At 68.3% G+C, this 23,444-nt stretch carries 20 protein-coding genes and 3 pseudogenes; 13 read left to right on the top strand and 10 right to left on the bottom strand.

All coding sequences use genetic code 11. The annotated features are described in order from the left end of the window. The first annotated feature begins 31 nt into the window (after nt 1–31). Complete coding sequence (locus ACIBKX_RS33895; protein ID WP_363276292.1) at nt 32–1,375, top strand: MFS transporter; 1,344 nt, start codon at nt 32–34, stop codon at nt 1,373–1,375. A 727-nt stretch (nt 1,376–2,102) separates the two neighbouring features. Here the strand turns inward: ACIBKX_RS33895 and ACIBKX_RS33900 are convergent. Beyond that, entirely contained in the window at nt 2,103–2,549 is a 447-nt protein-coding gene (locus ACIBKX_RS33900) for a hypothetical protein (protein ID WP_363276291.1), read from the bottom strand. Between the two features lie 129 nt (nt 2,550–2,678). Between ACIBKX_RS33900 and ACIBKX_RS33905 the strand changes: the two genes are divergently transcribed. Then, nucleotides 2,679–2,900: a hypothetical protein gene (locus tag ACIBKX_RS33905; protein WP_363276290.1), complete on the top strand. Its 222-nt coding sequence runs from the start codon at nt 2,679–2,681 to the stop codon at nt 2,898–2,900. 626 nt (nt 2,901–3,526) lie between these two features. Here ACIBKX_RS33905 and ACIBKX_RS33910 read toward each other — a convergent pair. Continuing rightward, nucleotides 3,527–4,126, bottom strand: coding sequence for a TetR/AcrR family transcriptional regulator (locus ACIBKX_RS33910; RefSeq protein ID WP_363276289.1), 600 nt, complete (start codon nt 4,124–4,126; stop codon nt 3,527–3,529). 111 nt (nt 4,127–4,237) lie between these two features. Between ACIBKX_RS33910 and ACIBKX_RS33915 the strand changes: the two genes are divergently transcribed. The 5 genes from ACIBKX_RS33915 (at nt 4,238) to ACIBKX_RS33935 (ending at nt 10,237) form a co-directional block, all read left to right on the top strand. Then, nucleotides 4,238–4,900: a class I SAM-dependent methyltransferase gene (locus ACIBKX_RS33915; RefSeq protein WP_363276288.1), complete on the top strand. Its 663-nt coding sequence runs from the start codon at nt 4,238–4,240 to the stop codon at nt 4,898–4,900. Nucleotides 4,901–5,152: 252 nt separating this feature from the next. Further along, nucleotides 5,153–5,770, top strand: a complete 618-nt coding sequence (locus ACIBKX_RS33920; protein ID WP_399376816.1) for a TetR/AcrR family transcriptional regulator — start codon at nt 5,153–5,155, stop codon at nt 5,768–5,770. Continuing rightward, nucleotides 5,767–6,678, top strand: a complete 912-nt coding sequence (locus tag ACIBKX_RS33925) for an SDR family oxidoreductase (protein WP_363276286.1) — start codon at nt 5,767–5,769, stop codon at nt 6,676–6,678. Before ACIBKX_RS33920 ends, ACIBKX_RS33925 begins: the two co-directional genes overlap by 4 nt. Before the next feature lie 145 nt (nt 6,679–6,823). Beyond that, a complete protein-coding gene (locus ACIBKX_RS33930) occupies nt 6,824–7,603 on the top strand; it encodes a phytanoyl-CoA dioxygenase family protein (protein ID WP_363276285.1) in 780 nt (259 codons plus the stop codon). A 2,160-nt stretch (nt 7,604–9,763) separates the two neighbouring features. Continuing rightward, on the top strand, nt 9,764–10,237 hold the full coding sequence (locus ACIBKX_RS33935; RefSeq protein ID WP_363276284.1) for a TylF/MycF/NovP-related O-methyltransferase: 474 nt from the start codon (nt 9,764–9,766) through the stop codon (nt 10,235–10,237). Nucleotides 10,238–10,440: 203 nt separating this feature from the next. On the opposite strand, the pseudogene ACIBKX_RS33940 reads toward ACIBKX_RS33935, so the two are convergent. Together ACIBKX_RS33940 and ACIBKX_RS33945 are read right to left on the bottom strand one after the other, a co-directional pair. Next, nucleotides 10,441–10,545, bottom strand: a pseudogene (locus ACIBKX_RS33940) (IS5/IS1182 family transposase); the annotation flags it as partial. A 14-nt stretch (nt 10,546–10,559) separates the two neighbouring features. Further along, nucleotides 10,560–10,865 carry a RacP protein gene (locus tag ACIBKX_RS33945; RefSeq protein WP_363276283.1) on the bottom strand — a complete coding sequence of 102 codons (306 nt, stop codon included), beginning with the start codon at nt 10,863–10,865 and terminating at the stop codon, nt 10,560–10,562. Between the two features lie 643 nt (nt 10,866–11,508). Here ACIBKX_RS33945 and ACIBKX_RS33950 point away from each other — a divergent pair. Further along, nucleotides 11,509–13,635 carry an NB-ARC domain-containing protein gene (locus ACIBKX_RS33950; protein WP_363276282.1) on the top strand — a complete coding sequence of 709 codons (2,127 nt, stop codon included), beginning with the start codon at nt 11,509–11,511 and terminating at the stop codon, nt 13,633–13,635. A gap of 371 nt (nt 13,636–14,006) precedes the next feature. On the opposite strand, the gene ACIBKX_RS33955 is transcribed toward ACIBKX_RS33950, so the two are convergent. The 5 genes and pseudogenes from ACIBKX_RS33955 to ACIBKX_RS33975 form a co-directional block, all read right to left on the bottom strand. Continuing rightward, on the bottom strand, nt 14,007–14,294 hold the full coding sequence (locus ACIBKX_RS33955; protein WP_399376833.1) for a cellulose binding domain-containing protein: 288 nt from the start codon (nt 14,292–14,294) through the stop codon (nt 14,007–14,009). Nucleotides 14,295–14,366: 72 nt separating this feature from the next. Continuing rightward, nucleotides 14,367–14,618: pseudogene (locus ACIBKX_RS33960) on the bottom strand (putative Ig domain-containing protein); the annotation flags it as partial. Between the two features lie 1,286 nt (nt 14,619–15,904). Then, the gene (locus tag ACIBKX_RS33965; protein WP_363276281.1) at nt 15,905–16,228 is read right to left on the bottom strand and encodes a DUF202 domain-containing protein; all 324 of its coding nucleotides are present in this window, start codon (nt 16,226–16,228) and stop codon (nt 15,905–15,907) included. Continuing rightward, the gene (locus tag ACIBKX_RS33970) at nt 16,228–16,620 is read right to left on the bottom strand and encodes a DUF202 domain-containing protein (RefSeq protein ID WP_363276280.1); all 393 of its coding nucleotides are present in this window, start codon (nt 16,618–16,620) and stop codon (nt 16,228–16,230) included. The genes ACIBKX_RS33965 and ACIBKX_RS33970 overlap by 1 nt, the downstream gene beginning before the upstream one ends. 5 nt (nt 16,621–16,625) lie before the next feature. Continuing rightward, nucleotides 16,626–17,522: an ROK family protein gene (locus tag ACIBKX_RS33975; protein WP_363276279.1), complete on the bottom strand. Its 897-nt coding sequence runs from the start codon at nt 17,520–17,522 to the stop codon at nt 16,626–16,628. Here ACIBKX_RS33975 and ACIBKX_RS33980 point away from each other — a divergent pair. The 5 genes and pseudogenes from ACIBKX_RS33980 to ACIBKX_RS34000 all read left to right on the top strand — a co-directional run bounded on the left by ACIBKX_RS33980 (nt 17,484) and on the right by ACIBKX_RS34000 (nt 22,283). Next, nucleotides 17,484–18,062, top strand: coding sequence for a hypothetical protein (locus tag ACIBKX_RS33980; protein ID WP_363276278.1), 579 nt, complete (start codon nt 17,484–17,486; stop codon nt 18,060–18,062). The two genes, ACIBKX_RS33975 and ACIBKX_RS33980, sit on opposite strands and share 39 nt — an antisense overlap. Before the next feature lie 517 nt (nt 18,063–18,579). Further along, nucleotides 18,580–18,705, top strand: a pseudogene (locus ACIBKX_RS33985) (AAA family ATPase); the annotation flags it as partial. 281 nt (nt 18,706–18,986) lie between these two features. Next, nucleotides 18,987–19,355 carry an STAS domain-containing protein gene (locus tag ACIBKX_RS33990; RefSeq protein ID WP_363276346.1) on the top strand — a complete coding sequence of 123 codons (369 nt, stop codon included), beginning with the start codon at nt 18,987–18,989 and terminating at the stop codon, nt 19,353–19,355. A gap of 879 nt (nt 19,356–20,234) precedes the next feature. After that, entirely contained in the window at nt 20,235–20,945 is a 711-nt protein-coding gene (locus ACIBKX_RS33995) for a class I SAM-dependent methyltransferase (RefSeq protein WP_363276277.1), read from the top strand. An 891-nt stretch (nt 20,946–21,836) separates the two neighbouring features. After that, entirely contained in the window at nt 21,837–22,283 is a 447-nt protein-coding gene (locus ACIBKX_RS34000; RefSeq protein WP_363276276.1) for a hypothetical protein, read from the top strand. A 258-nt stretch (nt 22,284–22,541) separates the two neighbouring features. On the opposite strand, the gene ACIBKX_RS34005 is transcribed toward ACIBKX_RS34000, so the two are convergent. Beyond that, complete coding sequence (locus ACIBKX_RS34005) at nt 22,542–22,841, bottom strand: hypothetical protein (RefSeq protein ID WP_363276275.1); 300 nt, start codon at nt 22,839–22,841, stop codon at nt 22,542–22,544. Nucleotides 22,842–23,444 lie beyond the last annotated feature (603 nt).

The raw sequence follows: 23,444 nt of genomic DNA on the forward strand, positions 1-23,444 counted from the left end.
GCGCCGGCCCAGTCAGGCCGCAAGAGCCGCCGTGCGCGGTGAGTGCGCACCGGCGCTGCTCCCCGACCACCGCGTTCCCGCGATGACGGCCGTCGAGGGGCCCCCTGAAGGCGCCGTAGACCTGGACCGGGATCCTTCCGAGCGGTCGGCTCGCCGCCGCGAGAGGGACTTTCGCCTGCTGTGGTGCGGCGAGACCGTGTCGCTGTTCGGCACCCAGATCACCCTGGTGGCGCTGCCTCTGACCGCGGTGCTCGTCCTGCACGCCTCGGGCCCCGAGATGGGACTGATCACGGCCGCAGGGTGGCTGCCCGTCGTGGTCCTGGGTCTGATCGCCGGTGCCTGGTCGGACCGCCGTGACCAGCGCCGCACGATGATCGTGTGCAACGTGTGCCGGGCCGTTCTGATCGGGGCGATTCCGCTGCTTGCCGCGGTCGACCTGCTCACGGTGCCGACCCTGCTCGTGCTGGCCTTCGTCACCGGTTGCTTCGCCGTCTTCTTCGACGTGTCCTACCAGACCCTGGTCCCGCTCACCGTGGCCCCGGACCGCCTCGCCGGAGCCAACAGCCGCCTGGAGATGAGCCGTTCCTTCGCCCAGCTGCTCGGTCCGACGGTAGCCGGATTCCTGGTGGTGCAGCTCTCCGCCGCCGGTACCCTGACCGTCGACGCGGCGTCGTACGCGGTATCGGCGGCCTGCATCTTCGCCATGACAACTCGGCGCCCTTCGGCCAAGCCCTCCCCGCCATCGCGCCCGAACGGCGTGCGCGGACTGCGGACCGACCTCGCCGAGGGACTCCACTTCGTACGACGTCACCGCCCCATCCAGTTGGTGATCATCGCGGGAGCGGCGTCCAACCTGTTCACTGCGGGCCTGATGGCCCTTCATGTGCTGTATGCCGCACGGGACTTGAACCTCTCGCCGCGGGTCATCGGCGCTTGCCTTGCCGCGGAGGGAGCAGCAGCCCTCATCGGCTCGGTCTTGACGGCCCGCATCATCCGCCGCATGGGGGAGCCCCGCACCGTGCTCATGGGCCTCGCTCTGCTCACCGGCGGTGGATTCGTGCTCGCGGCCACCTCCCTGCCGTGGTCCTGGGCGGGTTTCGCGGCGGCCCAGTTCGCCTTCGGCTTCAGCTCACCATTGATCAACGTCTCCCTGGTGACCCTGCGCCAGCGGCTCACGCCCGAGCATGTCCTGGGCCGGGTCAACTCCGTCGCCCGAGTGGGCATCATGTCCAGTCTGCCCCTGGGCTCCCTGCTCGCAGGTACCGCCGCCGGGGTCTTCAGCAACCAATTCGCCCTCTGGTCCTGCGCGGTGGGCCTCGCCGTGGTCCTGGCCACCATGGCGGCACCACTGCTGCGGGTGGAACCTTCGGAGTGAGTGGCTGATCGGCAGTTCGCAAGAAGCGGGGGCAGGACGCTGGGAAGGTTTTGCCAGCGGTCGGTAGTGAGCCGCTCCCAGGTGTCGGCCCGGGCATGGCGACGGACGGTGTTGCGGGCGAGCTCCAGTCGCGGGCAACGGCGCCACCGTGAATGAGATCGCCACCATCCTTGAGAGGAGAGGGTGTTCCGTGAGGCGGTGTAGTGACTCGAGTTCGTTGGGTTCCGCTTTGGCGGGCATCTGCTGCGTGGGGTCTGCTGGTTGGTGAACAGTTCGGCCATGGAGCCCTTGGAGAGGCAGTGGCGGTCGAAGTCCTGCCACTCGTCGTGAAGTTCGGCCAGGACCGCGGCGGTGGAGCCGGTCCAGGGCTGCCGGGTCGGGAAACACCTGGACGTGGCCGCAGGAGGAAAGGTGGCCTGGGTGAACGACATGACCGGCTCTGCCTCTTCAGCTGACGGAGCGTCGGCCGTGTGCATCTGGCGCCACAGATTCGCCAAGGAGACAACCAAGTTGCCGTCCTGGGAGCCTTCACGCGCTGCCGAGGGCAGCGACCACTTGGCGTCCCGCACTCGCAGGGCTCGATGGTGTCCCGTCGAGGACACCATCGAGCATGCCGGTTCCGGGGAATCCGGTCAGTGAGGCGGTACCGGCGATCGACCGGGCCTCGCCTGAGTCCCGTCGCATGGTTGGCCTGCCCAGCCCACCCCGCGACGGACGAACTCCCGGGTCAGCGTGGTGTTACCTCAACAGTCGCCTTGACCGTGCCCAGCTCATCGGCTCGGCCGTTGGTCAAGGTGTTCATCGCTGCCTTGGAGAGCAGGGCTCCGTTATCGGCGTGGTCGACGGCGACAGCAGTGATCGTCCTCCCGCCGTAGCTGATTCTGACCGTTGCTCCGCAGTATGAGGAGTTCCAGCCCGCGATTTCATCGATGGCCACGACATTGGGAAAGGACTCCACCTCTCCCAGGGTTTCATACCCCCTCGTGATGAACCCGTTCGAGCCGTCGGAGCAGGCTAAGTACCGGAACGAGGTACCGGGGTTGTCGTACATGACGTCGAAGCCGACTGTTTTCTGTACGGCGGTGCCCGCCGAGGCGGCGGAGGAAGCGGAGCCGGCAACGCCTAACGCCAGCACGGCTGACGTCGCGCAGACACCTAAGTACTTGGCAATCATGGATTGTCTCCTCTTTTCGTAATCCGGGCCGGGGTAACGGGACATGATCCGTCGCATGTTCCGTTGATGCCCGGCTGCCGAAGCTTCGACTTGAGTTTGTCGGCCCACAACCCGATTTCAACTGATTGGGTGCTTCGCGGCTTCCGGCATCACGCCTATGGGCTAAAGGAAATACCGCTGAGGCCGGAACTTGAGGCTGAGTACTGGCGGTTGCTGGTGGCAGGGAAGGGCTCGGTCGAGGCTGGTACCGCCGCCCGAGACGTCGGCATCATCGGCATCCGGACAGCTAGGAAGGCGAGCGTCATAACGGCAGCGACAGCGATGATCTACCAGACGCTTGCCGATATGTGAGGAGCGTGAAGCATTTCAGTTTCTCTTTTTGCCGCTGTGGGTCCTGAGAACAGGCCCCACAGCGCAGCTAGTCACAGATATCGGTCAAGCGAACAATCTGGTGACGCCTAAATAGGGCGAACCGGCGGCGTCGCCGAACGCTTATTTGACCTTGCCGCCTCCCGCCCCTCACGAGATTGGTACCTCTCGAGATGCTACTGGCGATATTCGTGATGAAGGAAACGCCCTCAAAGAATGCGCTCAGGCCCTGAGCGAAGCCGAGGGTCAGGATTTAGCAGCGCGGCGTTGTCGCCAGGTGGGGTCACCTGCGCCTCATGGCGAGGCAGGAGGGGAGGGTTGCCGCAGCGGCCATGAGTAACCCCCCTTGTCGATTCCGTGAACACCGTGCTGAGTCCGCCGAGCGCGAGGGAGATGTAGCCGAACCCCACTGCGGTTGGTGCGAGGGGAGGGAAGAACAGGCTGCTCATACCGCCGGCAGATCGACGGCCCGTCACATCAGGGTTTGAAGAAGGAGCGTCGAGCACGGATCGTGGCATACCGAATCCGGCGGGATGCACCCCTAGGGCGCCGTCTGCTGACCCATTCCTCATGTCAGGGTCATCCCGGCGCGTGCAGAGTGAGCCGAGTCAGACAGAACCGCCGGGCTGCAGCCCGGCGAGGGTGACGGCGACCAGACGGCGCGCCGCGGCGGCAGACGGCAGGCTCCGGGCGGCTTGCAGGGCAGAAAGGCAGTAGGCCGCCAGTTCGGCGGGAGCGACATCGTCCCGGACACGGCCCGACGCGGCGGCCCCGGCCAGCACGTCCCGGACCATCTCGTGAATACGGCGCTCCGCGTGTGCGACATGGTCGCCCTGGCGCAGCAGCAAGGCCAGCTTGGTGTCAAGGCTCCCCCCGCCGTGACGGCGGGCCCGCTCGTACTGGATCAGGGCGTAGGCCTCCAGTACCGCCTCCAGCCTCTTGCCGGGATCGCCCCCCTGCTCTTGCGCGTGGGCAAGCACCTCGAGGTGTGCCGAGACCTCGCGGTCATGCCAGGCGACGAGGATGGACTGAACATCTGGGAAGTACTTGTACAACGTCGCCCGGCCGATATCCGCCCGTTCGGCAATCTGCGACATGGTGACCGCCAGCGGCCCGTTCTGGGTCACCAGCTCCGCCGTCGCCTCGAGGATCGCCTCCTGCACTGCTCGGCGGTGCGTCTCGATCGTCTCGCTCCACAGCTTCGGCACACCGTTAAGCGTACAGGCTGCGAAGGTTGAGACATTATGACGTGATCAAGACACTTTGTATTGTAAAATCTCAGAGAGAACGAAAGGACCTGCGAGACAGGGGGCCGCCTCATGGGATTCGGGAAGCACGTTCCGATCCGCCGTCAGCACTCACAAGGCCACGGCGGCGCGCAGATCCGCCGGGCCCGGCTGTACGAAATCAGCGCGGCGATCGGCTTCCTCGGCCGCCGACGCCGGGTCTACGATGGTCTGGTCGTCCTCAGCGGCGCCCGCCCCGGGCAGCGGATTCTCGACGTTGGCTGCGGCACGGGCTACTTCAGCCGCCGGGCTGCCGCCTCCGTCACCCCCGGCGGCCGAGTGACAGGCATCGACCCATCCCAGCCGATGATCGAATACGCCACACGCCGGGCGCCGGCCAACTGCACGTTCCAGACTGCCTCCGCCCAGGAACTGCCGTTCGGCGACGCCTCATTCGACGTCATCGTCTCCAGTCTCGCCATCCACCACCTGCCCGACGGAGACCGGCTCGTCGCCCTGCGCGAGATGCGCCGAGTGCTGCGGCCCGGCGGCCGGCTCCTGCTCGTCGACTACGGCAGACTGCCGCGTCATCTGCGCCTGACCAAGGCGCTCGGGATGACTTCCGGGCACGCGGATCGCCTCGCCCCCGGCAGCGAGCTGCCGGGCCTGGCCGAGCAAGCCGGCTTCCACATCACCGACATCGGCGACCGCTGGCCGTCGCTGCACTATGTCCTGGGCGCCTTGCAGACGGCTTGACCACTGCGCATTGAGTAGCTGCGGTGCCGACCGGCTCGCAACCATAGTGGCCACCGCCTTCATGTCCGCGATCTGCCGGGCAGTCTTCTCCCGCTCGCCGTAAGAGCCGTTGGGCAAGCGCGGCCTGGTCCTCGGCGAGGTTCGGGTCCGGTGGCGTGCGTCTCGGGCCAGTCGCCACTGATACCTGCTTGTTGTGCCGTCGATCGAGCGCTTTAATAAATGAACAACCATTTATTAATGGAGGGAGCCGTGATGGCGGGACGCCCCCGAGGGGTGGAGGATGCGGTGATCTTGCGCGCGACCGCCGACGTGATCGGCCGGGTGGGCCCTGTGGGACTGACGCTGGCTGCCGTGGCTCAAGAGGTCGGATTGGTGCCTGGCACCCTCATGCAGCGGTTCGGGTCCAAGCGCGGGCTGCTGCTGGCACTCGCCGAGCAGTCCGCGAAAGACGCCGAAGCGATGCCCGGACGAGTACGACAGGAGCATGAATCGGCACTTGAGGCGCTCGCAGCGCTGATCGTGGAGCCGATGGCTTCGATGGCCACGCCCGAGACCTTCGCCAACCATCTGGCGTTCTTGTGCATCGATCTCACGGACCCTCAGTTCCGCCGGCACGCCCTGGCCATCCACCAGGCGCAGGGCCGGGCCATCGAGGCACTGCTCACAGAGGCGCTGCTCACGGGCGAACTTCGCACGGGGACGGACGTTACGGCGCTGGCCAGGTCCGTGCAGGCGATCACCTCCGGTGCGGGCCTGGTGTGGGCCCTCGACCGCCAAGGCACCCTCGCACAGCGGCTCCGGCAAGAACTCGCCCATGCGTTGGCCCCTCACCTCCCGCCCCGACACGGCCACGACCTGGAGGAATCATGACGATCGACGCACGGCCACTGACCGGGAAAGTGGCCCTGGTCGCCGGCGGCACCCGAGGCGGCGGGCGGGGCATCGCCGTCGAACTCGGGGCCGCCGGCACGACGGTGTACGTCACCGGCCGCAGCAGCACCGCCGGACGCTCGGACCTCAACCGCCCGGAAACCATCGAGGAGACCGCCGAGAAGATCACCGCCGCCGGCGGCCTCGGCATCCCGGTCCGCACCGACCACAGCCGCCCGGATGAGGTCCGTGCCCTGATCGACCGGATCGCCGCAGAACAGGACGGGCAGCTCGACATCCTGGTCAACTCCGTATGGGGAGGAGACTCGCTGACCGACTGGGAGCATCCGCTGTGGGAGCAGGACCTCGACACCGGCCTTCGGCTGATACGGCAGGCGGTGGAGACCCACGTGATCACCAGCCGGTTCGCGCTCCCGCTGATGGTCCCCCGCGCCGGTGGCCTGGTCGTGGAGGTCACCGACGGCAACACCGCCCGCTACCGAGGCTCGTTCTTCTACGACCTCGCCAAGTCGGCGGTGATCCGCCTCGCCGTGGCCCAGGCCGCCGAGCTGAAGCCGCACGGCATCGCGGCCGTAGCGATCACGCCCGGCTTCCTGCGCTCAGAAGCCATGCTGGAGGGCTTCGGCGTCACCGAGGCCAACTGGCAGGACGGCGCGGCCAAGGACCCGAACTTCGCCAGCTCCGAAACTCCGACCTACCTGGGCCGGGCGGTCGCCGCGCTGGCCTCCGACCCGGACATCATGTCCAAGACCGGGCAGGCATTGGCCACCTGGGGCCTGTACAAGGAGTACGGGTTCACCGACGCCGACGGCACACAGCCGGACTGGCCCGCTCACTGGGCCAACACCCTGGAAGAGGAACACGGGCCGCTCGGCGACCCGCTGTGACACCACGGGGCATCTCCTGCGCCCCTGCGACGGTGTGCTGCCCAGCGCGCTGGTCCCCACGATCCCGGCCCCGGGCATCGCACCCGACAGAAGCGGTGCGGCAAGTGTCGGGTGGCCGGGGCGGGCGGCGACGCACGATGGAGGCATGGACGACACGACCTTGGTAACCCGCTTCCTCCGGGATGGCTTCGTCAAGCTGGAGGGCGCTGTTGCGCCCCGTGTGGCCGAGAGCTGCGCGCGGCTGTTGTGGCGGGAGACGGGCTGCGACCCGGACGATCCGGCGACGTGGACGCAGCCCGTGCACTGGGTGGGCGGGATGGCGCAGGGGCCGTTCGCCGCCGCGGCCAACTCGCCTGCCCTGCACCGGGCGTACGACCTGCTGGTCGGCGCCTGGCGCTGGGAGCCGCGTTACTCGCTCGGTACCTTCCCGCTGCGCTTCCCGCATGCGGAGGAGCCAGACGACGCGGGCTGGCACATCGAGGGCAGCTATGCGGTGGAGGGCGAGGCCTGGCCCTTCACCAACCTGCGCTCGCGCGGCCGGGCGCTGCTGATGCTGTTCCTGTTCAGTGAGGTGGGGGAGGAGGACGCCCCGACGCGGATCCGGGTCGGCTCCCACCTGGATGTGCCGAAGGTGCTGGAGCCGTACGGGCAGGAGGGCGCGAGCGGCCTGGCCATCGCGCCGGACCTCGTGGCGGCGTCCGACCACCGGCCGCTCGCCCTCGCCACCGGGTCCCCGGGTGACGTCTTCTTGTGCCATCCGTTCCTGGTGCACGCGGCACAGCCGCACCACGGGGTGCGGCCGCGCTTCATGGCCCAGCCGCCGCTGATGCCGGCCGCGCCGTACGAACTGGAGCGGGCCGACGGCGCCTACTCACCCGTGGAGATCGCGATCCGCCGGGGCCTGGGACAGGCCGCCAAAGCCTAGGGGCAGTGGGTGCTTCATCGCCTCGACGGGGAAGTGCCCATTTGGTTTGACCACCCTGGCCGACCTCTACGTGGCCTCTTCGGCGACACGGCCCAGGCGAGCGGCTGTCCGTCTACAGCAGATCGCCGAACTGATGCTTGGGCTGCTTCTACAGGGGCGTTGCAGTGCACGAAAGTGCCTCACTGCTCTGCTCAGGTAGAGGTGTAATACCACACTCCCGCTGGAAGGAGTGGGATCCCGGAGCCGGGGGGCAGAGTCGCCAATGGGGTGCCGCTACAGTTGCCAAAGAAGCCGTAGAGACGGATCGTGCTCGTCGGGTGGTAGTTCCTGGCCGACAGCGGTGTAGCGACATTAAGGGCTGTGCACGACGTCTGCCCGGTCTGAAGTGTGTTCGACTGATTCTGGTAATCCGGAAGCATGTACGTATATCCCGCAAGCTCCTGGGCTCCGGCGCTGCTGGCGCTGGCAGGGGCGGCGATGCCAAGGGTGAGTGTTACGGGGATGGCGGCGAGGACCGCTGCTTTGCGGATCGTCGGTAACATCACGAACTCCTTCGTGGTCGGGTTGCTTTGCTGCCTTCGTGAGATTGTTCGACCTTTCAGTTGTGGCGCACTGGCATGCCGATTTCCCTTGCGTGGCGAAATGTTGAAACCGGGGAAGATGCGCCACGATGAATTGGTGAGCCCGTTTCCCGGCTTTCGCTGCTCGTTTGCCGGTGGCGGCGGTTTCTTCTGTCGTGGCAGCGATTCACTCCGCCCTCAGGAAGTCGGGCGTGGCCTGTAGCGGCGTTGCAGTCCAGCTGGGGATGTTCTTCACCTGGAAGACCCAGGTCTTGCCATCGGTGGAAAGCATTTCGAGTACACCACTCGAACTGCCCTGCCGAAAGAGAGCCGGGGACGGGTACTGCGGGTCACGCAAGCAAGTTTGTGCATTTGTGAGTATGTGAGTTCGACCCCGAACTCCCCGGAAAGCGCCCTTGGGCTGCGGGCAGCTCCCTTGTCGAGTCGGCACGACGTTCCTCACTCCACGGCCGAAGCCCTCGTCTCGGGCGTAGCGGGCAAGGGTTCTGCGTCCCCGTACATGGACACGAAGACGCCGTCCCCGCCGGGCAACCCGGTAGGGCGTACAGGCGCCGGTGAGGATGAACAGGACTGGGGAAAGACCGGGCAGTTGCGCTGGCACGGAGGTGTGGGGGTGGTCTGAAAGCCCCGCCGCCCCGGGTGTGTGGGCGGGCACAGCCGATGATCTTGGTGGCCAGTCGTTCCGAGCTCATGGTGGCCCGGTCGAAGTCGATGAGCGCGCGCAGCTTGGTGCGCGTGCCGTCGCCTTGCTGCAGAACGTAGTGCATGACCACGTCGGCGACCAGCTGTTCACTGTCCCCGATCGGGTGGGGGACCTCGAGAGGGGGGCGGTCCAGAAGGCCCTGCTGTCGCCATGGCCGTTTGGCGGAGCAAGGTCGCAAGGTCCAGGCGATGGCCCCTCGGGGCACGTTCGAGCGGCGATTCCGGCGGGCATCGCCAGCAGGAGGCCCACGAACCCGACGCGAGTACGGCGCATCGCCGCGTCCGGTGTGCAGGGGTCTCCCTCCTGCCTCGGTTCGCGTGGGCGGATGGAACGACGGGTCCACTGGTCGCGCGCCCCACGGTGAGGCGGTGCGGTTCGCGGCTCTGATCCCGCCCGGCGTAGGGGCCACGTCGAAGGACGAGTCATGCCATCGGTTGGCGGCACTACGGGTGACCTGGCATCCGGTGGAGCGTTGCTCACGCGTGAACGATGGACGTGGGGTCGGGACTCGTGTTGGTGCGGTGTCCGGTCGCGTCGAGACGACGACGCTTTCCGCGGCATCTGTTTCCGCGGCATCTGATGGGGGTGTGATCTGGCCTGGGCCGGTGCCCGCGGCTGTGGTGTTCGACTGCGATGGCCTGCTGGCCGACTCGGAGCCCCTGTGGGCGGCAGCAAGAGCCGAGTTGTACCGGCGGCGGGGGCTGGCTTTCGGAGATGTCGAGCGGCAGGCACTGCTCGGTCGCGATGTGCCCGACATCGCCGCGATCATGGCCGGGCACTTCAACGAAGCGGACCGTGAGCGGTGCATCGAGCAGGAGCTCTTGGACGCCGGTCTGCGGCGCCTGCGCGCCGGTGTGCGCCCGATGGCCGGGGCCCTTGAACTCGTTCCAGGGGCTGCCCTGCGGCGGGGAGCAGGACAACGCCGCTGTGCCGGAGGGCGAGTTCACCGCTTGCCCCGAGGACGTCACCGCGCTCCACGACCGTTTCGCGCTGCAACGGCCCATCGTCCACCCGGGCTGGTTCGCCGACCCCCTGCCCGGCCGACTGCCCGAGACCATCGCGCTGGCCTACCTCGACGGAGACATGTACGACTCGATCCTCACCGGCTTGACCCATTGCGTGCCGCGCCTGGCGCCCGGAGCGGTCATCCTCGTCGACGACTACGCCGACCCGAGCGTCCCCGTCGACCGGCCGGCCGTCCCCAAACCCAAGTACCCCGGAGTCCTCAGGGCCTGCCAGGACTACTTCGGTTCCCCCTACCCGGTCACCCGTGCCGACGAGGCTTGCGAACTCGGGGTCTACCGCCACACGTCCCACCAGGACCTGGCCGTACCCGTCCTGAGGAGCTGAGGGGGACGCCCTCTGCAGGAAATCCATGGCCAGTGGTCGCTGTGGACCTGACGGCTGTTACTGGATACAGGCCGGTCAGCACCTGCCGAATCCGCATTACATCGACATTCCCGCAGTTCAACGCGTTGTGGCACTCTTGGTGAGGTTGCCCGTCTCCACGAGGCGATCCACGTACTGCTGCCAGCTGCTCTTGCCATAGCCGCCGGCCGGCCGCCCTTCGGCGTGGTCCATGCGGGTGGCGGGAGCAATGGCTCGATGACCGACCACGCTTCGCCCGTGGTGTCCGATGGATAGCAGCAGCGCCGCATCGCGAACCCCCTGCTCAGGCGATCAGGTCGAGAGTTGCCTCGACGGCGTTGAGCCGGGTGACGATGTAGCGCACCCGCTCGTCGTCAGGGGCCAAAGCGGCGTGCGGGGCTACCGTGGCAGTGGTCAGCCGACGGGCCTCGGTGAGCAGTTCATGAATGCGGCTCACCTCGAACCGCTCCAGCTCGTCGCCGTCGGCGGTGAACACGTAGCCATCCAGGCGGCTGAAGATCAGCGACGGCCAGCCGCGCTGGGTGATGATGTCGCGCAGCATCGCCGGCACGAACCTGTGCGGCTTGATGTCGCCGGGCTCCCGCGGCATGCTGCACCCCGCTGCTGGCACCACACAAGCTCAAGGGTGAAGGCATGCGCCGAGCGACCCGAAGATCCCCGTCGTCAATGACCACGAGGACACGCTGTTCGCGCTGGAGAGCACCCTGGCTCCACTCGGCCACGAGATCATCAGCGAGTCCACCGGCGAGGATGCGCTGAAGGGCATCCTCCACGACACGTCTGCCACGGCTTCCCGACTCGGAGTTGCCGACATCGTCATGAAGCCGATCGACCCCCTGACACTGCGCATCAAGGTGCGCTACCTGTACGGCATGTACCAGCAGCTTCGGGCACTGCAACGAGAAGTGGCCGATCTCCGGGCCCATCTGACCCTCACGCCTCCTCCAGCGGGGGCGCCTCGCGCGTGATGACCGGGTCGGCACCCGGGAGAGGCCCGTCGCCACCCCACCCTTCCCCCCTCTCCCGCCCACCCTTCCCGGATGCGCACGGCTCTCCCCGGCCGTTCTCGGCACGGGAGGAGGAGGGCAGCCTCTCACTCTGGGCGACGGACCGTGACCTGAACGGCACAAGTCCTGCCGCCGAGGCAGGGGTTGCTGCTATGACGGGAGCGACCGCCAGTGCGACACGTACGAGAGATACGAAAGAAGGGCGGGACCTGAAGGAGCGGCGAAGTGACGGAGCGGCGTCAAGCGGGGAACCTGCCAGGACAGACGGGTCGGCTGGTCGGGCGGCGGGCAGAGCTGGACGCGGCGGCGCGGTGGTGCGGGCGGTCGCGGTTGGTGACGGTGACCGGGGTGGGCGGGGTCGGCAAGACCCGCCTTGCGCGGCAGGTCGCGGCCGAGCTGCAGCCTCAGTTCGCGGATGGGGCGTGGTGGGTGGAGCTGTCCCCGTTGCGCGAGGGGAGGCTGCTGGCCCATGTCATCGCCGAGCAGCTGCCGTTGGCGGATCAGACCACCCGCCCGATGGCGGAAGTGCTGGCCGAGTACCTGGCGGATCGTCAGCTGCTGCTGGTCCTCGACACCTGTGAGCATCTGGTCGAGAACTGCCGGCCGCTCATCGAGACCCTGCTGGAGGCCGCGCCCGGCCTGCGCATCCTGGCGACCAGCCGCCGCCCGCTCGGCCTGCACGCGGAGGAGGCGCTCACCCTCGATCCGCTGCCGGTTCCCGAGTCCGACGACGACCACACGGCGGACGCGGTGGTGCTGCTGACGGACAGGGCCGCCGAGGCCGTGCCCCACATCGCCTTCACCCCGGCCGACCGCGCCGAAGCGGTCCGGCTGTGCCGCCGTCTCGAAGGACTGCCGCTGGCCATCGAGCTGGCCGCGGCACGGCTGTGTGAGCTGCCGCTGGCCGAACTGAACGAGCGCCTGGCCGACCGGTTCGCGACCCTCGGCGACACCGTCGGCGAGAACTATGACGCCGATCCGCCCTGGCATCAGGCGCTGCGCACCGCGATCGGCTGGAGCCACGAACTGTGCACCCCTGCCGAGCGGTTGGCCTGGGCCCGCCTGTCGGTCTTCGCCGGGAGTTTCGACACCGAGGCGGCCTGCCGAGTGCTGCCCGACGACCGCCTCGCCACCGACCAGGTCCCCCAACTGCTCGCCGCCCTGGTGGAGAAGTCGATCCTCACCTGGCAGCCGACCGGGGCAGGGGAGCGGTACGGGATGCTGGACACCCTCCGCGAGTACGGCGCCCACTGGCTGCGCGGGCTCGGCGAGGAACGCACGGTGCGCACTCGGCACCGGTCGTACTGCCAGGAGCTGGCCGATCGGGCGGACGCCGCCTGGATGGGCCCGCAGCAGCTCGCCTGGTACGCGCGGTTGGTGGCCGAGCATGCCAACTTCCGCGCCGCGCTGGACCTCTGCCTGGCCGAGGAGGACGGCCCCGCCGCGCTGGAGCTGAGCGGGGCTTTGTACTTCTTCTGGACAGCCTGCGGCTTCACCAAGGAGGGCCGGCACTACCTGGACCGGGCTCTGGCTCTGGACCGGTCCCAAGTGCTGCCCTCTGATTCTGGCCCGCACCGGGCCAAGGCACTGTGGGCCTGCGGCCATGTCGCCGTCATCCTGGGCGAGGCCGAAGCCGGTCTGCGCTTCGCCGCCGCCTTCCGGGAGGCCGTGGCGCAGGAGCCGGACGAGGGCGCCGGATTCGTCGTCGCCGCCGTGGAGGGCCTCAGCCTCACGCTGCTCGGCCGGCTGCCGCAGGCCGCCGAGGCACTGGACGCGGCGCCGCGCACCCGGCCCGGCAACGGGCGGTACGACCCGGCCTGGTTCCCGCTGCAGGCGATCCGCGGCTTCGTCCACGTCTGCCTGGGGCGGTTCGACGAGGCCGTCGCCGTCGCCGAGGACCTCTGCGCCGAGGGCTCCCGGCGCGGCGAGACCTGGGGCCGCGCCTGGGGCGACTACGTGCTTGCCGTCGCCGCGCTGGCCCTGGGCCGGCCGGAGCAGGCCGCGTCCCATGCCCGCGCTGCCCTCGACGGCAAGCACCGTCTGCGCAACGGAGTCGGCATCGCCATGGCCGTCGACGTACTGGCCTGTGCGACCATCGCCACCGGGCACGCCGAACCGGCCGCCCGGCTCCTCGGCATCGCCGAGCAGACCTGGCACACCCTGGGCACCCCGCAGATGGGCATCCCGTCCCTCGTCTCCGCCCGCCACGACTGCGAGAGCGAGGCCCGCCGTCTCCTCGGCAACCACGACTACGAGACCGCGTTCCGAGCCGGTTACGACTCCGACCTGGACAGCGCCGTCGCCTACGCGCTCACCTCACCAGATGCCTCGCGGGATGCTCCCGTCGAATAGAAAGAGTCCGTCAGTCCTGGGCCCGCGTTCGTGCGCACCGGCCACTGCTACGACGGCAATCCATGCCAAGGAACCGCTAGTTACTGATTTGGGGTGGCCGCGTTGGGCTGGAGCGGGCGCCGGGCGAGACGGCGTGTCATGAGAGTGAGTGATGAGCATCGCTGTGGCGTGCTCCGGGAGCACGAACGGGGGGGGCTTGGCAGCTCACGAGCCATCGAAGCTCCGTTGCTGGCAAGGCACTTGAGAGGGCACTTGTCGCAACGGAGCTTCGCCATCTCCGGTCACCCCTGCCGACTAGCCCCTTTGCAAGAGCACTCTGGCCCTGCGAGAACCCTGCTGAGGACGAACGGAGGACCGCATCTCACAACGCCTCAGATGATGTTGTCCACGCAAGTGGCTCCGTTGAGGGTGAAGGTGTTGGGGGGAGCGAAAGTGCTGGTGTCCCGCCCGTAGGTGTAGATGCCGAAGTGAACAGTGCTGTGGGGGTTGATGCCGACACCCTTGTCTTCGGTGACAGTCATGTCCCTGCCTTTCATCGGGGAGACGACGTAGCCATTCGGATTGCGGACGATGACCCTGTCTTCGTTGAAGGAGAATTTCAGCTTCCAGCGACCGGGGATCGCTGAATCACCGTTGTTGGTGACCCTGATGTCGACCAAATAGAACCGGGCGCCGGCCAGGGGCGGAAAGTACTGGACCTGACGGTAGGTAACTCGGCATGTAGGTGCGACGACGGTCCAGGAAAAGGCGGTCGATCCGGTGGCACCCGCGGTGTCGGTGGCGGTGACTGTGACGGTGGAGGTGGCCACGTTGGTGGGGGTGCCGGAGATCAGTCCGGTGTCGGAGTTGATGGACAGGCCCGCCGGCAGTCCGTTGGCGCTATAGGTGAGAATCTGGCCGGGGGCGGGGTCCGAGGCCTTGATCTGGAGGCTGACCGGCGTACCTGCCGTGGAAGTCTGGTCACCCGGATTGGTGACGGTCACGGTGTTGCCATTGGTGACGGTGATCGTGGGTCCGCTCTCGGTGGCGTCTCCGAAGGTGTCGCTGAAGAGCTGGTAGCGCAGGACGAAGGTGCCGGCCGGGGTGTCGGGGTTGACGCGCAAGGTGATCGATCCGCCGACCTGGGCCCCCGCGGACCGGGTGCCCAGCGGCACGCGTACGCCGCCGTAGTCGGGTTTGAAGCAAGGAGCGGTGTTCCCGGTGCACGCTTCGATGGAGGTGAAGCTCTCAAGGCTTCCGATGGTCGAGGACCCGGCGTAGAAGTTCTCTCCGACATCGGTGGCGTCGTTGGGGACCGTGCCGGTGAAGTTGATGGTGAAGGTGTCACCGGCCGCGACCGTGGTGGCGGACACGCTCACGCTGGAGGAGGCCTGCGCTGGGGCGGTGAGGATGAACACGCCGTACAGAGCCAGCGCAAAGGCGGAGACCAGAACACTCAGTCGGCTGCGCAGCCGGCACCGTAAGGAGCGTGGATGTGTGGTCGAAGACGTCATGACGTCCCCTTTCCGGGTCCGCGTCCTGTCGGCGGGGACGGGAATCCCCTGGGTATCCGCAGTGACGCAGACGACGACACAACAGGCCGGGCCTGCAGCAGGTCACGCAGAGGGAGCCTCAAGCGCCTGCGGCGCTCACTCGATCCCCACACCCGTTTCCCGGGCCGTAATGCCACCGAGTGCTAGATCGCGTCGTAATAGGTGCCGACCGCGCTCGAACTCTGGCTTGGCCGACGGGCGCGGATGCGGATTCGGCCCAGGTAGCGGCACGGCTGGTCAGCTCGTGGAGCCCCCACCCCTTGGCGGGTCAGGCCATGGGCACCTGTACTGCGGCAAACCCTGGGAGAGGCGGTACGGGAGCGGGTGCGGCGCCCGGGCAAAGTGGTGGGGCGGACTGGTCCGGGGCGGTCGTCCCCGTCCCGTCAGACGGCAGCGCCGGGCGGAATCCTTGTCGCCCGGCGGCGCCGCTCCCTGTCCGCAACGGACCGATGCACAGCTGAACTTCGCAGCCGCACAGTCCCCGCGGTCCCCGTGTCACGATGTTCCAGGCATGCGGCCCGTGCCTCGTCTGTCGCTTGATCCCCTGCGCCGCTTCCTGCCTCCTCTACCGACGCCGACGCCGACGCCGACGCCGACGCCGACGCCGACGCCGACGCCGACGCGTGCGGGAGGCCACGGGTGTGATCAGCCGCGCTGACAGACGTGCGCGTCCGCTTCTTCGAGAGCCGTGGTCCCGGGCCGCGCCCGTCGACATCGCCACCCAGGTGGAGAGGGCCTCACCAGACCAGCGTCGCCCCGCACGCCGCCAGGGTCATCACGCACCCGGCCGCCAGCAGCGTGGCTCGGACCGACAGCGAGCGGGGCCGGGGCGCGTCCAGGGTGCGGATCCGGCGGTGGGAGACGGCGAGGAAGCCGATCCAGACCAGCGCCGACAGGGCCAGACCGGTCACGCCGACGGCCGCCGGGGTGCCGTTGCCCTGCACGGCCGGCTTGATGCCGAGCGCTGTCACGACCGTGCACGACAGGGTCGTACGCCGCCAGGCCAGCCGGGTCCGTTCCGGCTGGAGCCCGGGATCGCGGGTGCCGGGGGAGTCGCCCACTACCCGGCCCGGCCGAAGACCACGAGCACCACCATCGCGATCGCCACCATGGCCACGGCGAGGCTGAGCACGGCCGGGAAGGAGGAGGTCGGCAGGTCCTCGCCCCGGCGCATGGCCCGTTCGCAGCGGACCCAGTGGTTCACCGCCCGCAGGGCGCACAGCGCGCCGGCGGCGAGCAGTGCGAGCGCGAGCCCGACCCGGACCGCACGGCGCAGGTCCGGCAGGAACTGGTCGACGGCGAAACCGCCGCCGATGAGCGCGAGCGCGGTCCGGATCCAGGCCAGGAAGGTCCGCTCGTTGGCGAGGGAGAAGCGGTAGTCGGGTGTCTCGCCCTCGTCCTGGATCCGTCGCGGCGCGAACGACAGCCGCAGGCTCTGCATGAAATCGCTCACGCGTATCACGCCAGTGCCGTCGCCGTTCCGGTCTCGTCCTCGGCATGTGCCTCCGAGATGTCGGTGGTGAACACGCGGGCCAGGACGGTGTACGCCGCCCCGCGGGCGAGAGCGGTCTCGTCGGCGCGGGTCAGTTCGAGGGCCGGGGCCGGGGCGTTGTCATGGGCGTACTGGCGGAGGAATTCCTGCTCCGTCCGTGAGGCGAGCACGGCGTGTCCCATCTCGCCTGCGAACGCCACGAACACGCGTTCCGGTCCGAGCAGTTTCGCGACGTTGGCCATGGCACTGCCGAGTTTGTCGGCGGCGTCGGCGAGGAGTTCCCCGTCGTTGTCGGACAGCGGGCCCTGAGCCGTGCCCCGCCGTTCGCGTTCGCGCTGGATCCCCCAGTGGCTGCTCCACGTTTCGAGGCAGTCGACCGCACCGCAGTGGCAGGGCCGGCTGGTGGCCCGGTCCGAGGTGACGTGGGAGTGGGCGAATCCTCCGGCCGCACCGTTGAACCCGCGGTGGATGCGGCCCTGGATCACGACGGAGGCACCGAGGCTCGTGCCGACGCTGAACACCAGCAGATCGCGGCCGGCGAGGCTGCCGTCGAACAGCAGCCGGCCCGAGGCGATGGAGTTGACGTAACTGTCCAGCGAGACAGGGAAGTCCAGCAGCGTGGAGAGCTGTGCCCGGAAGCGGACGTCTTCCCAGCCCATCGCGCCGCTGTGACGGACGATGCCGTTCGCGTGGTCGACGACGCCGGAGACGGCCACACCCACGCCGATGAGCGATGCGGAGCGCGTTCGGCCCGTCGCCGCCCGCACGCCGCGGGCGACCGCTTCCGCGCAGTCGGCGGGGTCGGTGGAGGGGAGCGGTTCGCGGTGCGAGGAGACCACGTCTCCGCGGAGGTTGGCCAGCACCACGTACGCCTCCGAGTTCGAGAGACGTACGCCGGCCGCGAGAACGGCGTCGGACCCCAGCTCCAGGAGGCGCGCCTCCCCGAACTCGTCCCGCTCTACGCGCCCACTCCCAACTCCTACAAGCGCTTCGCTCATCAGTCCTTCACTCCGACCCGTTTCAACTGGGGCTACGACAACCGCAGTTGCGCCGTACGGGTCGTCGACCACGGGGACGGCCTGCACCTCGAGATCCGTCTCCCAGGTGCCGACGCCAACCCCTACCTCGCGCTTGTCGCCGTACTCGCGGCAGCCCGCGACGGCATCTGCCGCAGCCTGACACCCCCGCCTGCGTGCGGCGGAAACGCCTACGAGCACGGAACCGGGCGCGCTGTGCCCACCACACTCGACGACGCCCTCGCCGCCTTCCGTGATGGCGCCCTACCCGAAAGCCTGGGCCCCGGAGTGGCCGATCACTACACCCGACTCGCACAGATCGAACTCGACCACCACCGGCGGACGGTGACCGACGCCGAACGCAGCCGATGGTTCGCCCAAGCCTGACCTCACCGCAGACCTCAGCACCGGGCGGTGCGGTCCGGGCGCCTACGCGACCTGCGGTATCCGCGCAGTTCCACGGTCTTGGCCACGCCACCTCCCTTCGGTCTCGGCCCGCATCACTGCCTTGGGGCCGCACTCATGCCCGCCCAACTACGCGTCGCGCAGCTGTCGGACGTACGGCGTGAGCGGGATGAGCCGGCCGTGGCCGAGCGGGTGTGACAGCGGATGATTGGCCTGCACCTGGGCCCGGCGGGAACGATCCGCTCCCGCTCTGCTGTGCGCTTCGGCCAACGGCCTCAGCAGCGACGCCGTCGATATCCGCTGGCAGGCATTTATCCGCCGCTTCGACCTGTAACACACCTTCCGAATGATCAAACAGACCCTCGGCTGGGCCTGCCCCAAGCTTAGGGCCCCTGCGGCTGCCGACCGCTGGACTTGGCTCGTGATCGCTGCTCACACCCAACTCCGCCTCCTTCGCGAAGCTGCCGCCGACCTCCGCCACCCCTGGGAACGACCCGCCGATCCGCGGCTCTGCGCCGCGATCGTGGACCGGCTCACCTTCGGCGGCAACATCATCCAGACTGGCACCGAGTCCTACCGTCTCGCGCACACGAAGACCCAAGCCGACCAGGCCAAGGCAGGATGACCACCACGCGGACAGTATCCCCGCAGGCCGAACCGCTCTACGCTGCCACCAGGCAAGACGCCCTCGCACGCACACCGCCCATGCGAGCATGGTCCTCCTGGCCCATCACCTTGGGCGTCTCCCGCGCTTCCCGGTCCGGAAGAACGCATCGCATCGGGAGCCACACGCTGCCGATGCATGCGGTCGCCGCCGGTCCCTTCAGCGGCGACCGCCCGCGCAACTCAGCGGGGTCTTGGCCAAGGATCAGCGCACGGCAGCGCCTACCCTGCCCCGCCGACTTCATGCACAGGACATCATTGATGATCACCGGCCCGCCCGGCCCGCCCGGCCCGCCCGACTCCAGGCTGACGATCACCGCTCACGCCACCTCTGACTCCACCGCCCTGACACTCACGCTTGCCGGTGAACTCGACCAGCACACCGCCGAACAGCTCTGCAACACCGCCATCGACCACATCAAGTCCGGCCACCTCCATCTCCGCCTGGACGCGAGCCGTGTTACCTGGTGCGACAACGCCAGCCTCTTCGTGATTCTCGGCCTGCGATACGCCCTGCACACCGCCTACGGACACGTCGAACTCGCCTCCGCCAGCGAACCCGTCGAGCAAGCCATCACCCGCAACCACCTCGAACACATCCTGCACACCTGACCCTCCACAAACAGAGCCGCAGGACCACAGATCACTCGCTCACGCACCCAAGCGATGTCAAATCTGCGACAGAGCCCACCAAGTGGACCAGAGCCCGAAACCGTCTACATAGCCAAGCCCGGTCTCCCGGGCGATGTACATACGCCTCTGTGGAGGTTTCCGTATGCACCAGGATCCCCGTTCGCAGTGGCCCGGCAGCGGGCTTTGCGGAGAGCTTTCGGGTGCTTCGCGCTCCGCGACGGTGCGCCTTTCCGAGGTGTGGCGGCGGGCGGACTGTGCCCGTACCACGTGGGCCGGGGTTCCCGCTCACGGCCATGGGGCCGTGCTCTGGCCTGGCAGGGGATGGATGCAGTACCCAGTACGGAGCAGATCGGTAGCAGCAGCATCGAGCGCTACGGGCAGATCGTGGAGAGGCTGCGCGAGGCCGTCGAGAAGTTGTCGAAGAGTTCGTTCATCTCCGGTGACGGTGCGCTGGAAGTCGTTCCGATGCAGGATCACGGCGGCCGGTCGGTGCGGGACGACTTGTTCGGGGTGTCGGCATGGCTGCACCGGCTGTCGGAGGACGTCAACGTTCCCTACAACACGCTGAAGTCGTATCGGTGGGTGGCCAGCCGGTGGCCTGAGCAGCACCGATGCTCTGGAGTGGCGTTCAGTACCCACCAGACCTTGGCCGCGATCTCTGCGACGGCCGTCCTGGGCGGGCGGGGAGGCCGAAGGGTTGCGGTTGCCCGCCCCCACACCAGCGGGCAACCACGGTTACATGATGGCGGTGCTGGTCGGCCGCTCTGCAGCCCGTTCCCGGCACCGCCATCACCTCCTGCTGCTGCCCGTCGCCCGTGTTCACGCTTGAGCCCTCGCCGGTGCCGGTATCACAAGGGGGTGAATGATTCCTACGCCGCGCTGGCGGAGCATTACGACCTGATCATGACTTCTGGGTACTACGACTACGAGGGCTACGCACGCCGGCTGCTGTCGCACCTGCCGCCGCGCGCGAAGGTGCTGGAGCTGGGAGTGGGCACCGGCCTGGTCTGTGAGCACCTGCTGCGGTCGGCGCCCGCCGGTGTACGGCTGACCGGCATCGACCACAGCCCCAGCATGCTGGCCCGGGCCCGCCCCCGGCTCGGCCGGCGGGTGCGCCTCCTGGAGCAGGACGTCACGCACCTGGACCTTGCGGGCACGTTCGATGTCGCGTACTCCGTCGGCGGTGTGTGGCTGTGGCTGGGCGCGGGGGATCACATGCGACTGGGCAGCCACCTTCTGGATGACGCCGACAACGCCCGGGGCCTGCGCCATCTGGCCCAGGCGCTGCGGCCGGGCGCCGCCCTGCTGTTGTCCGTACAGGAGGCGCACCGCCCGTGTGAACGTGTGCTGCCGGGCGGCTTCGTCTACGCGCAGGACGTGCATGAGCACGGCAACGGGCGTATCACCAAGGACTACGAGGTGCGGCGGGGCGACACGGTGGTGGCCCACCAGCGCTCCACCTACCGTCTCTTTTCCCGGCTCGAGGCGGACCGCCTCTTGCGGCAGTGCGGATTTGAACCCTACCCGGCGGACGAGGAGAACCTCTTCCGCCGCTACCTGCGTACCTGACCACCGCATCCGGCGTCGCGGCCGTGGCATGCGGCCGGTACACGAAGCACGGGAGACCGAGGTCGGGGCCGACCTCAGCACCGGAGGCAGCTGCGGCATCGTCTCCGGCTGCCAGGGCCTCGGCCGGCTCCGCCCGTGCGATGACCCGGCGTTCCAACACCGCCTTGGCCGCACCAAGTTCAGCCAAGGCGCGGTCCGCCTCCGCTTGAAGGCTCTCGACCCGCACCCGGGCAATGGCCTCCCGCTCTTCCAGCAACCCCATGACCGATGCCACCGGCCGCCTCCACCTCGTCGAGGACGAACTGATCGCCCGAAACCTCCCACGACGACACCAGACCATTCCTGACCAGCGGAAACTCACTACTCACACTCGGAAAGACAACGGCTTCCAACCCAACAATCCGGTAGCTGGAACCGTCGATAGGGAGGGGCCTTGGCGCCGCACTTGGTCACGCAAAGGTTTCTTCACCTCCACGCTTGTGCATGCAAGTTGACATGCAAGGCTCCGCGGTTCGGCCGATCACCTACCCCATTCCAGCCAACGATCTTTGCAGCTGGCTCCAATGGAACTGCGCCATGCGAGTTGACGTCATGCACATGGGACAAGACGCCGCTCGGATGTGGAGCCGACGCCGCCACGGCACGGGGATCTCCTCCAGTGCACGGAGCACACCGAGAAGCGGAAGCTCAAGGAGCGCTATGTTGGCTAGGACACACTCGCGACATCTTTCGGTCACAACTGTGGCCACCCTCGCCCTGGCCGGATGCCTGCTCGCTGCCCGCCCGCACAGGCGAACGGATCGCACACGGCGGACACGAAGTCCACCTCCACCACCGCTCGTCGCGGTGTGTGCACTGCGCAGACAGCAGATCCGGGGAGGGGCCGAACCGATGACGAGCGCACTGTGCATCGCTGAGGACGGCGAAGTGACCGATGTGGAACTGCCCAGCGATCCGCACGCGCAACGCAAGCTCCTGAGCGAGCAAGTCGGCGGAGCCTCAGAGGCGGCCTACTACCATCGCTCCACCGTGCTCCATCTCCATGCCGAGGGCGCCATCGTCGGTCTCCCGCCGAACATCACCTCCTGGGCACTGGCCTGCGTATGGCGGAGGATGAACCTCGGCCTCGACTACGCACTGCACGGCCCGGTCGTCGCCACCGGCGCATACGGCGACGACGGCGAGCTGAACCCGCTGCCCGACGAGTTCGCTGCGCAGGTGCGCACGGCGGCTGCCACCGTCCGTGAAACCCTGCAGGGCTGGCGGACGCGACCACCGGCCTCGAATGAGGCGGCACTGGCAGAGGCCCTCGCCTACGTGCGCCGCGACCTGGCATAGGCCTGACGGCGCGGCAGATCCAGCACGGCGACCGGCGGCCGACGGCCGGTGCGCAGTGCGCAGAGACAACGCCCTTGTGCTCACCGCGCACAGGCAGCAGGCCGGCCGACGCGTCCGATCTCCCTGACCGGCGGGTGATGACTGCGCAGCATCGTCAGCCTCCTGGCTGCTGTGGAGACACACCTTGTCGGCTGCGCTACGCACTCGGGCGTACTGCAGGGCCTGGTCGTCGTCACCGGCGCATAGGGCAGGAGAGGTTCACGGCTGGAGGGTGGGGCTGGTCTGGTCCAGCAGTTGCCGCATGAGTTGTTCTGTCGCTGGCTCCATGGGAAGGTTGAGGGACCGGTTGACCTGGTCCAGGCGGGTGATGGCGGTGTTGAGGCCGCTGCGGTTACCGGCGGCGGCTTCGATGTGGAACCAGTCGCGGTAGAGGAGTTCGGCGGTGTCGTCGACCTCGAGGCCGGTGGCGGTGGCCCGCCGCGCCAGGGTCAGGTCGTGATGAACACCAGGGGCCAGCCGGTGGGTGGCCACGGTGTGCGCGATATGCACGATACGCATCGTGATCTCCTGCTGCAGTGGTTGGCTCCAGGGCAGCGGCTGCGCGCCGAGGGGTTTCCCCCGGACCTGCTCCAGTGCCTTCTCCAGCTGGGCGAGCCCGGCCGGCCCGTGGGGAAGGGTGGCTTCGACGGCGGCTTGGAAGCGGTGTGTGGGTTTGCGGTGCCGGGATCTTGTTCCAGTTTCTATCCGCATAGAAAACTGAAGCAAGCAGCCTCGATCCAGTTCTGAGTCTGGCCAGAGTTGACGGGTGGTCAGTTTTCTGGGGCTCCTTCCTAAAGGTGCATCAGTTTCGGTTGGAGGTGCGCACGACAGCCCCCTTGCCGCCGGGCCGTTAGGCCCGTGGGTGGGCCGCGCGGAGCGTGGCACGCCTGGTGACGCGGAGCGTCATGAGTGGCTGGAGCGCAGCGGAGGCCACTACGGGGGCGGGAGCCCCCGAGTTCCGGGAGCGGAGCGGACGGAACGTCATCTGGCTTGCGCAGCAAGCCAGATGCGCGGGACGCGGAGCGGCCCGCCAGCGCTCCCGCGGAGCGGGAGCGCAACACCCCTGCGAAGCAGGGGTGTTCGCTTGCACATCGCGCAGCGATGTGGTACCCGCTCCGCGGG

It is taken from the genome of Streptomyces sp. NPDC050658 (assembly GCF_044457025.1).
Classification (GTDB): Bacteria; Actinomycetota; Actinomycetes; order Streptomycetales; family Streptomycetaceae; genus Streptomyces.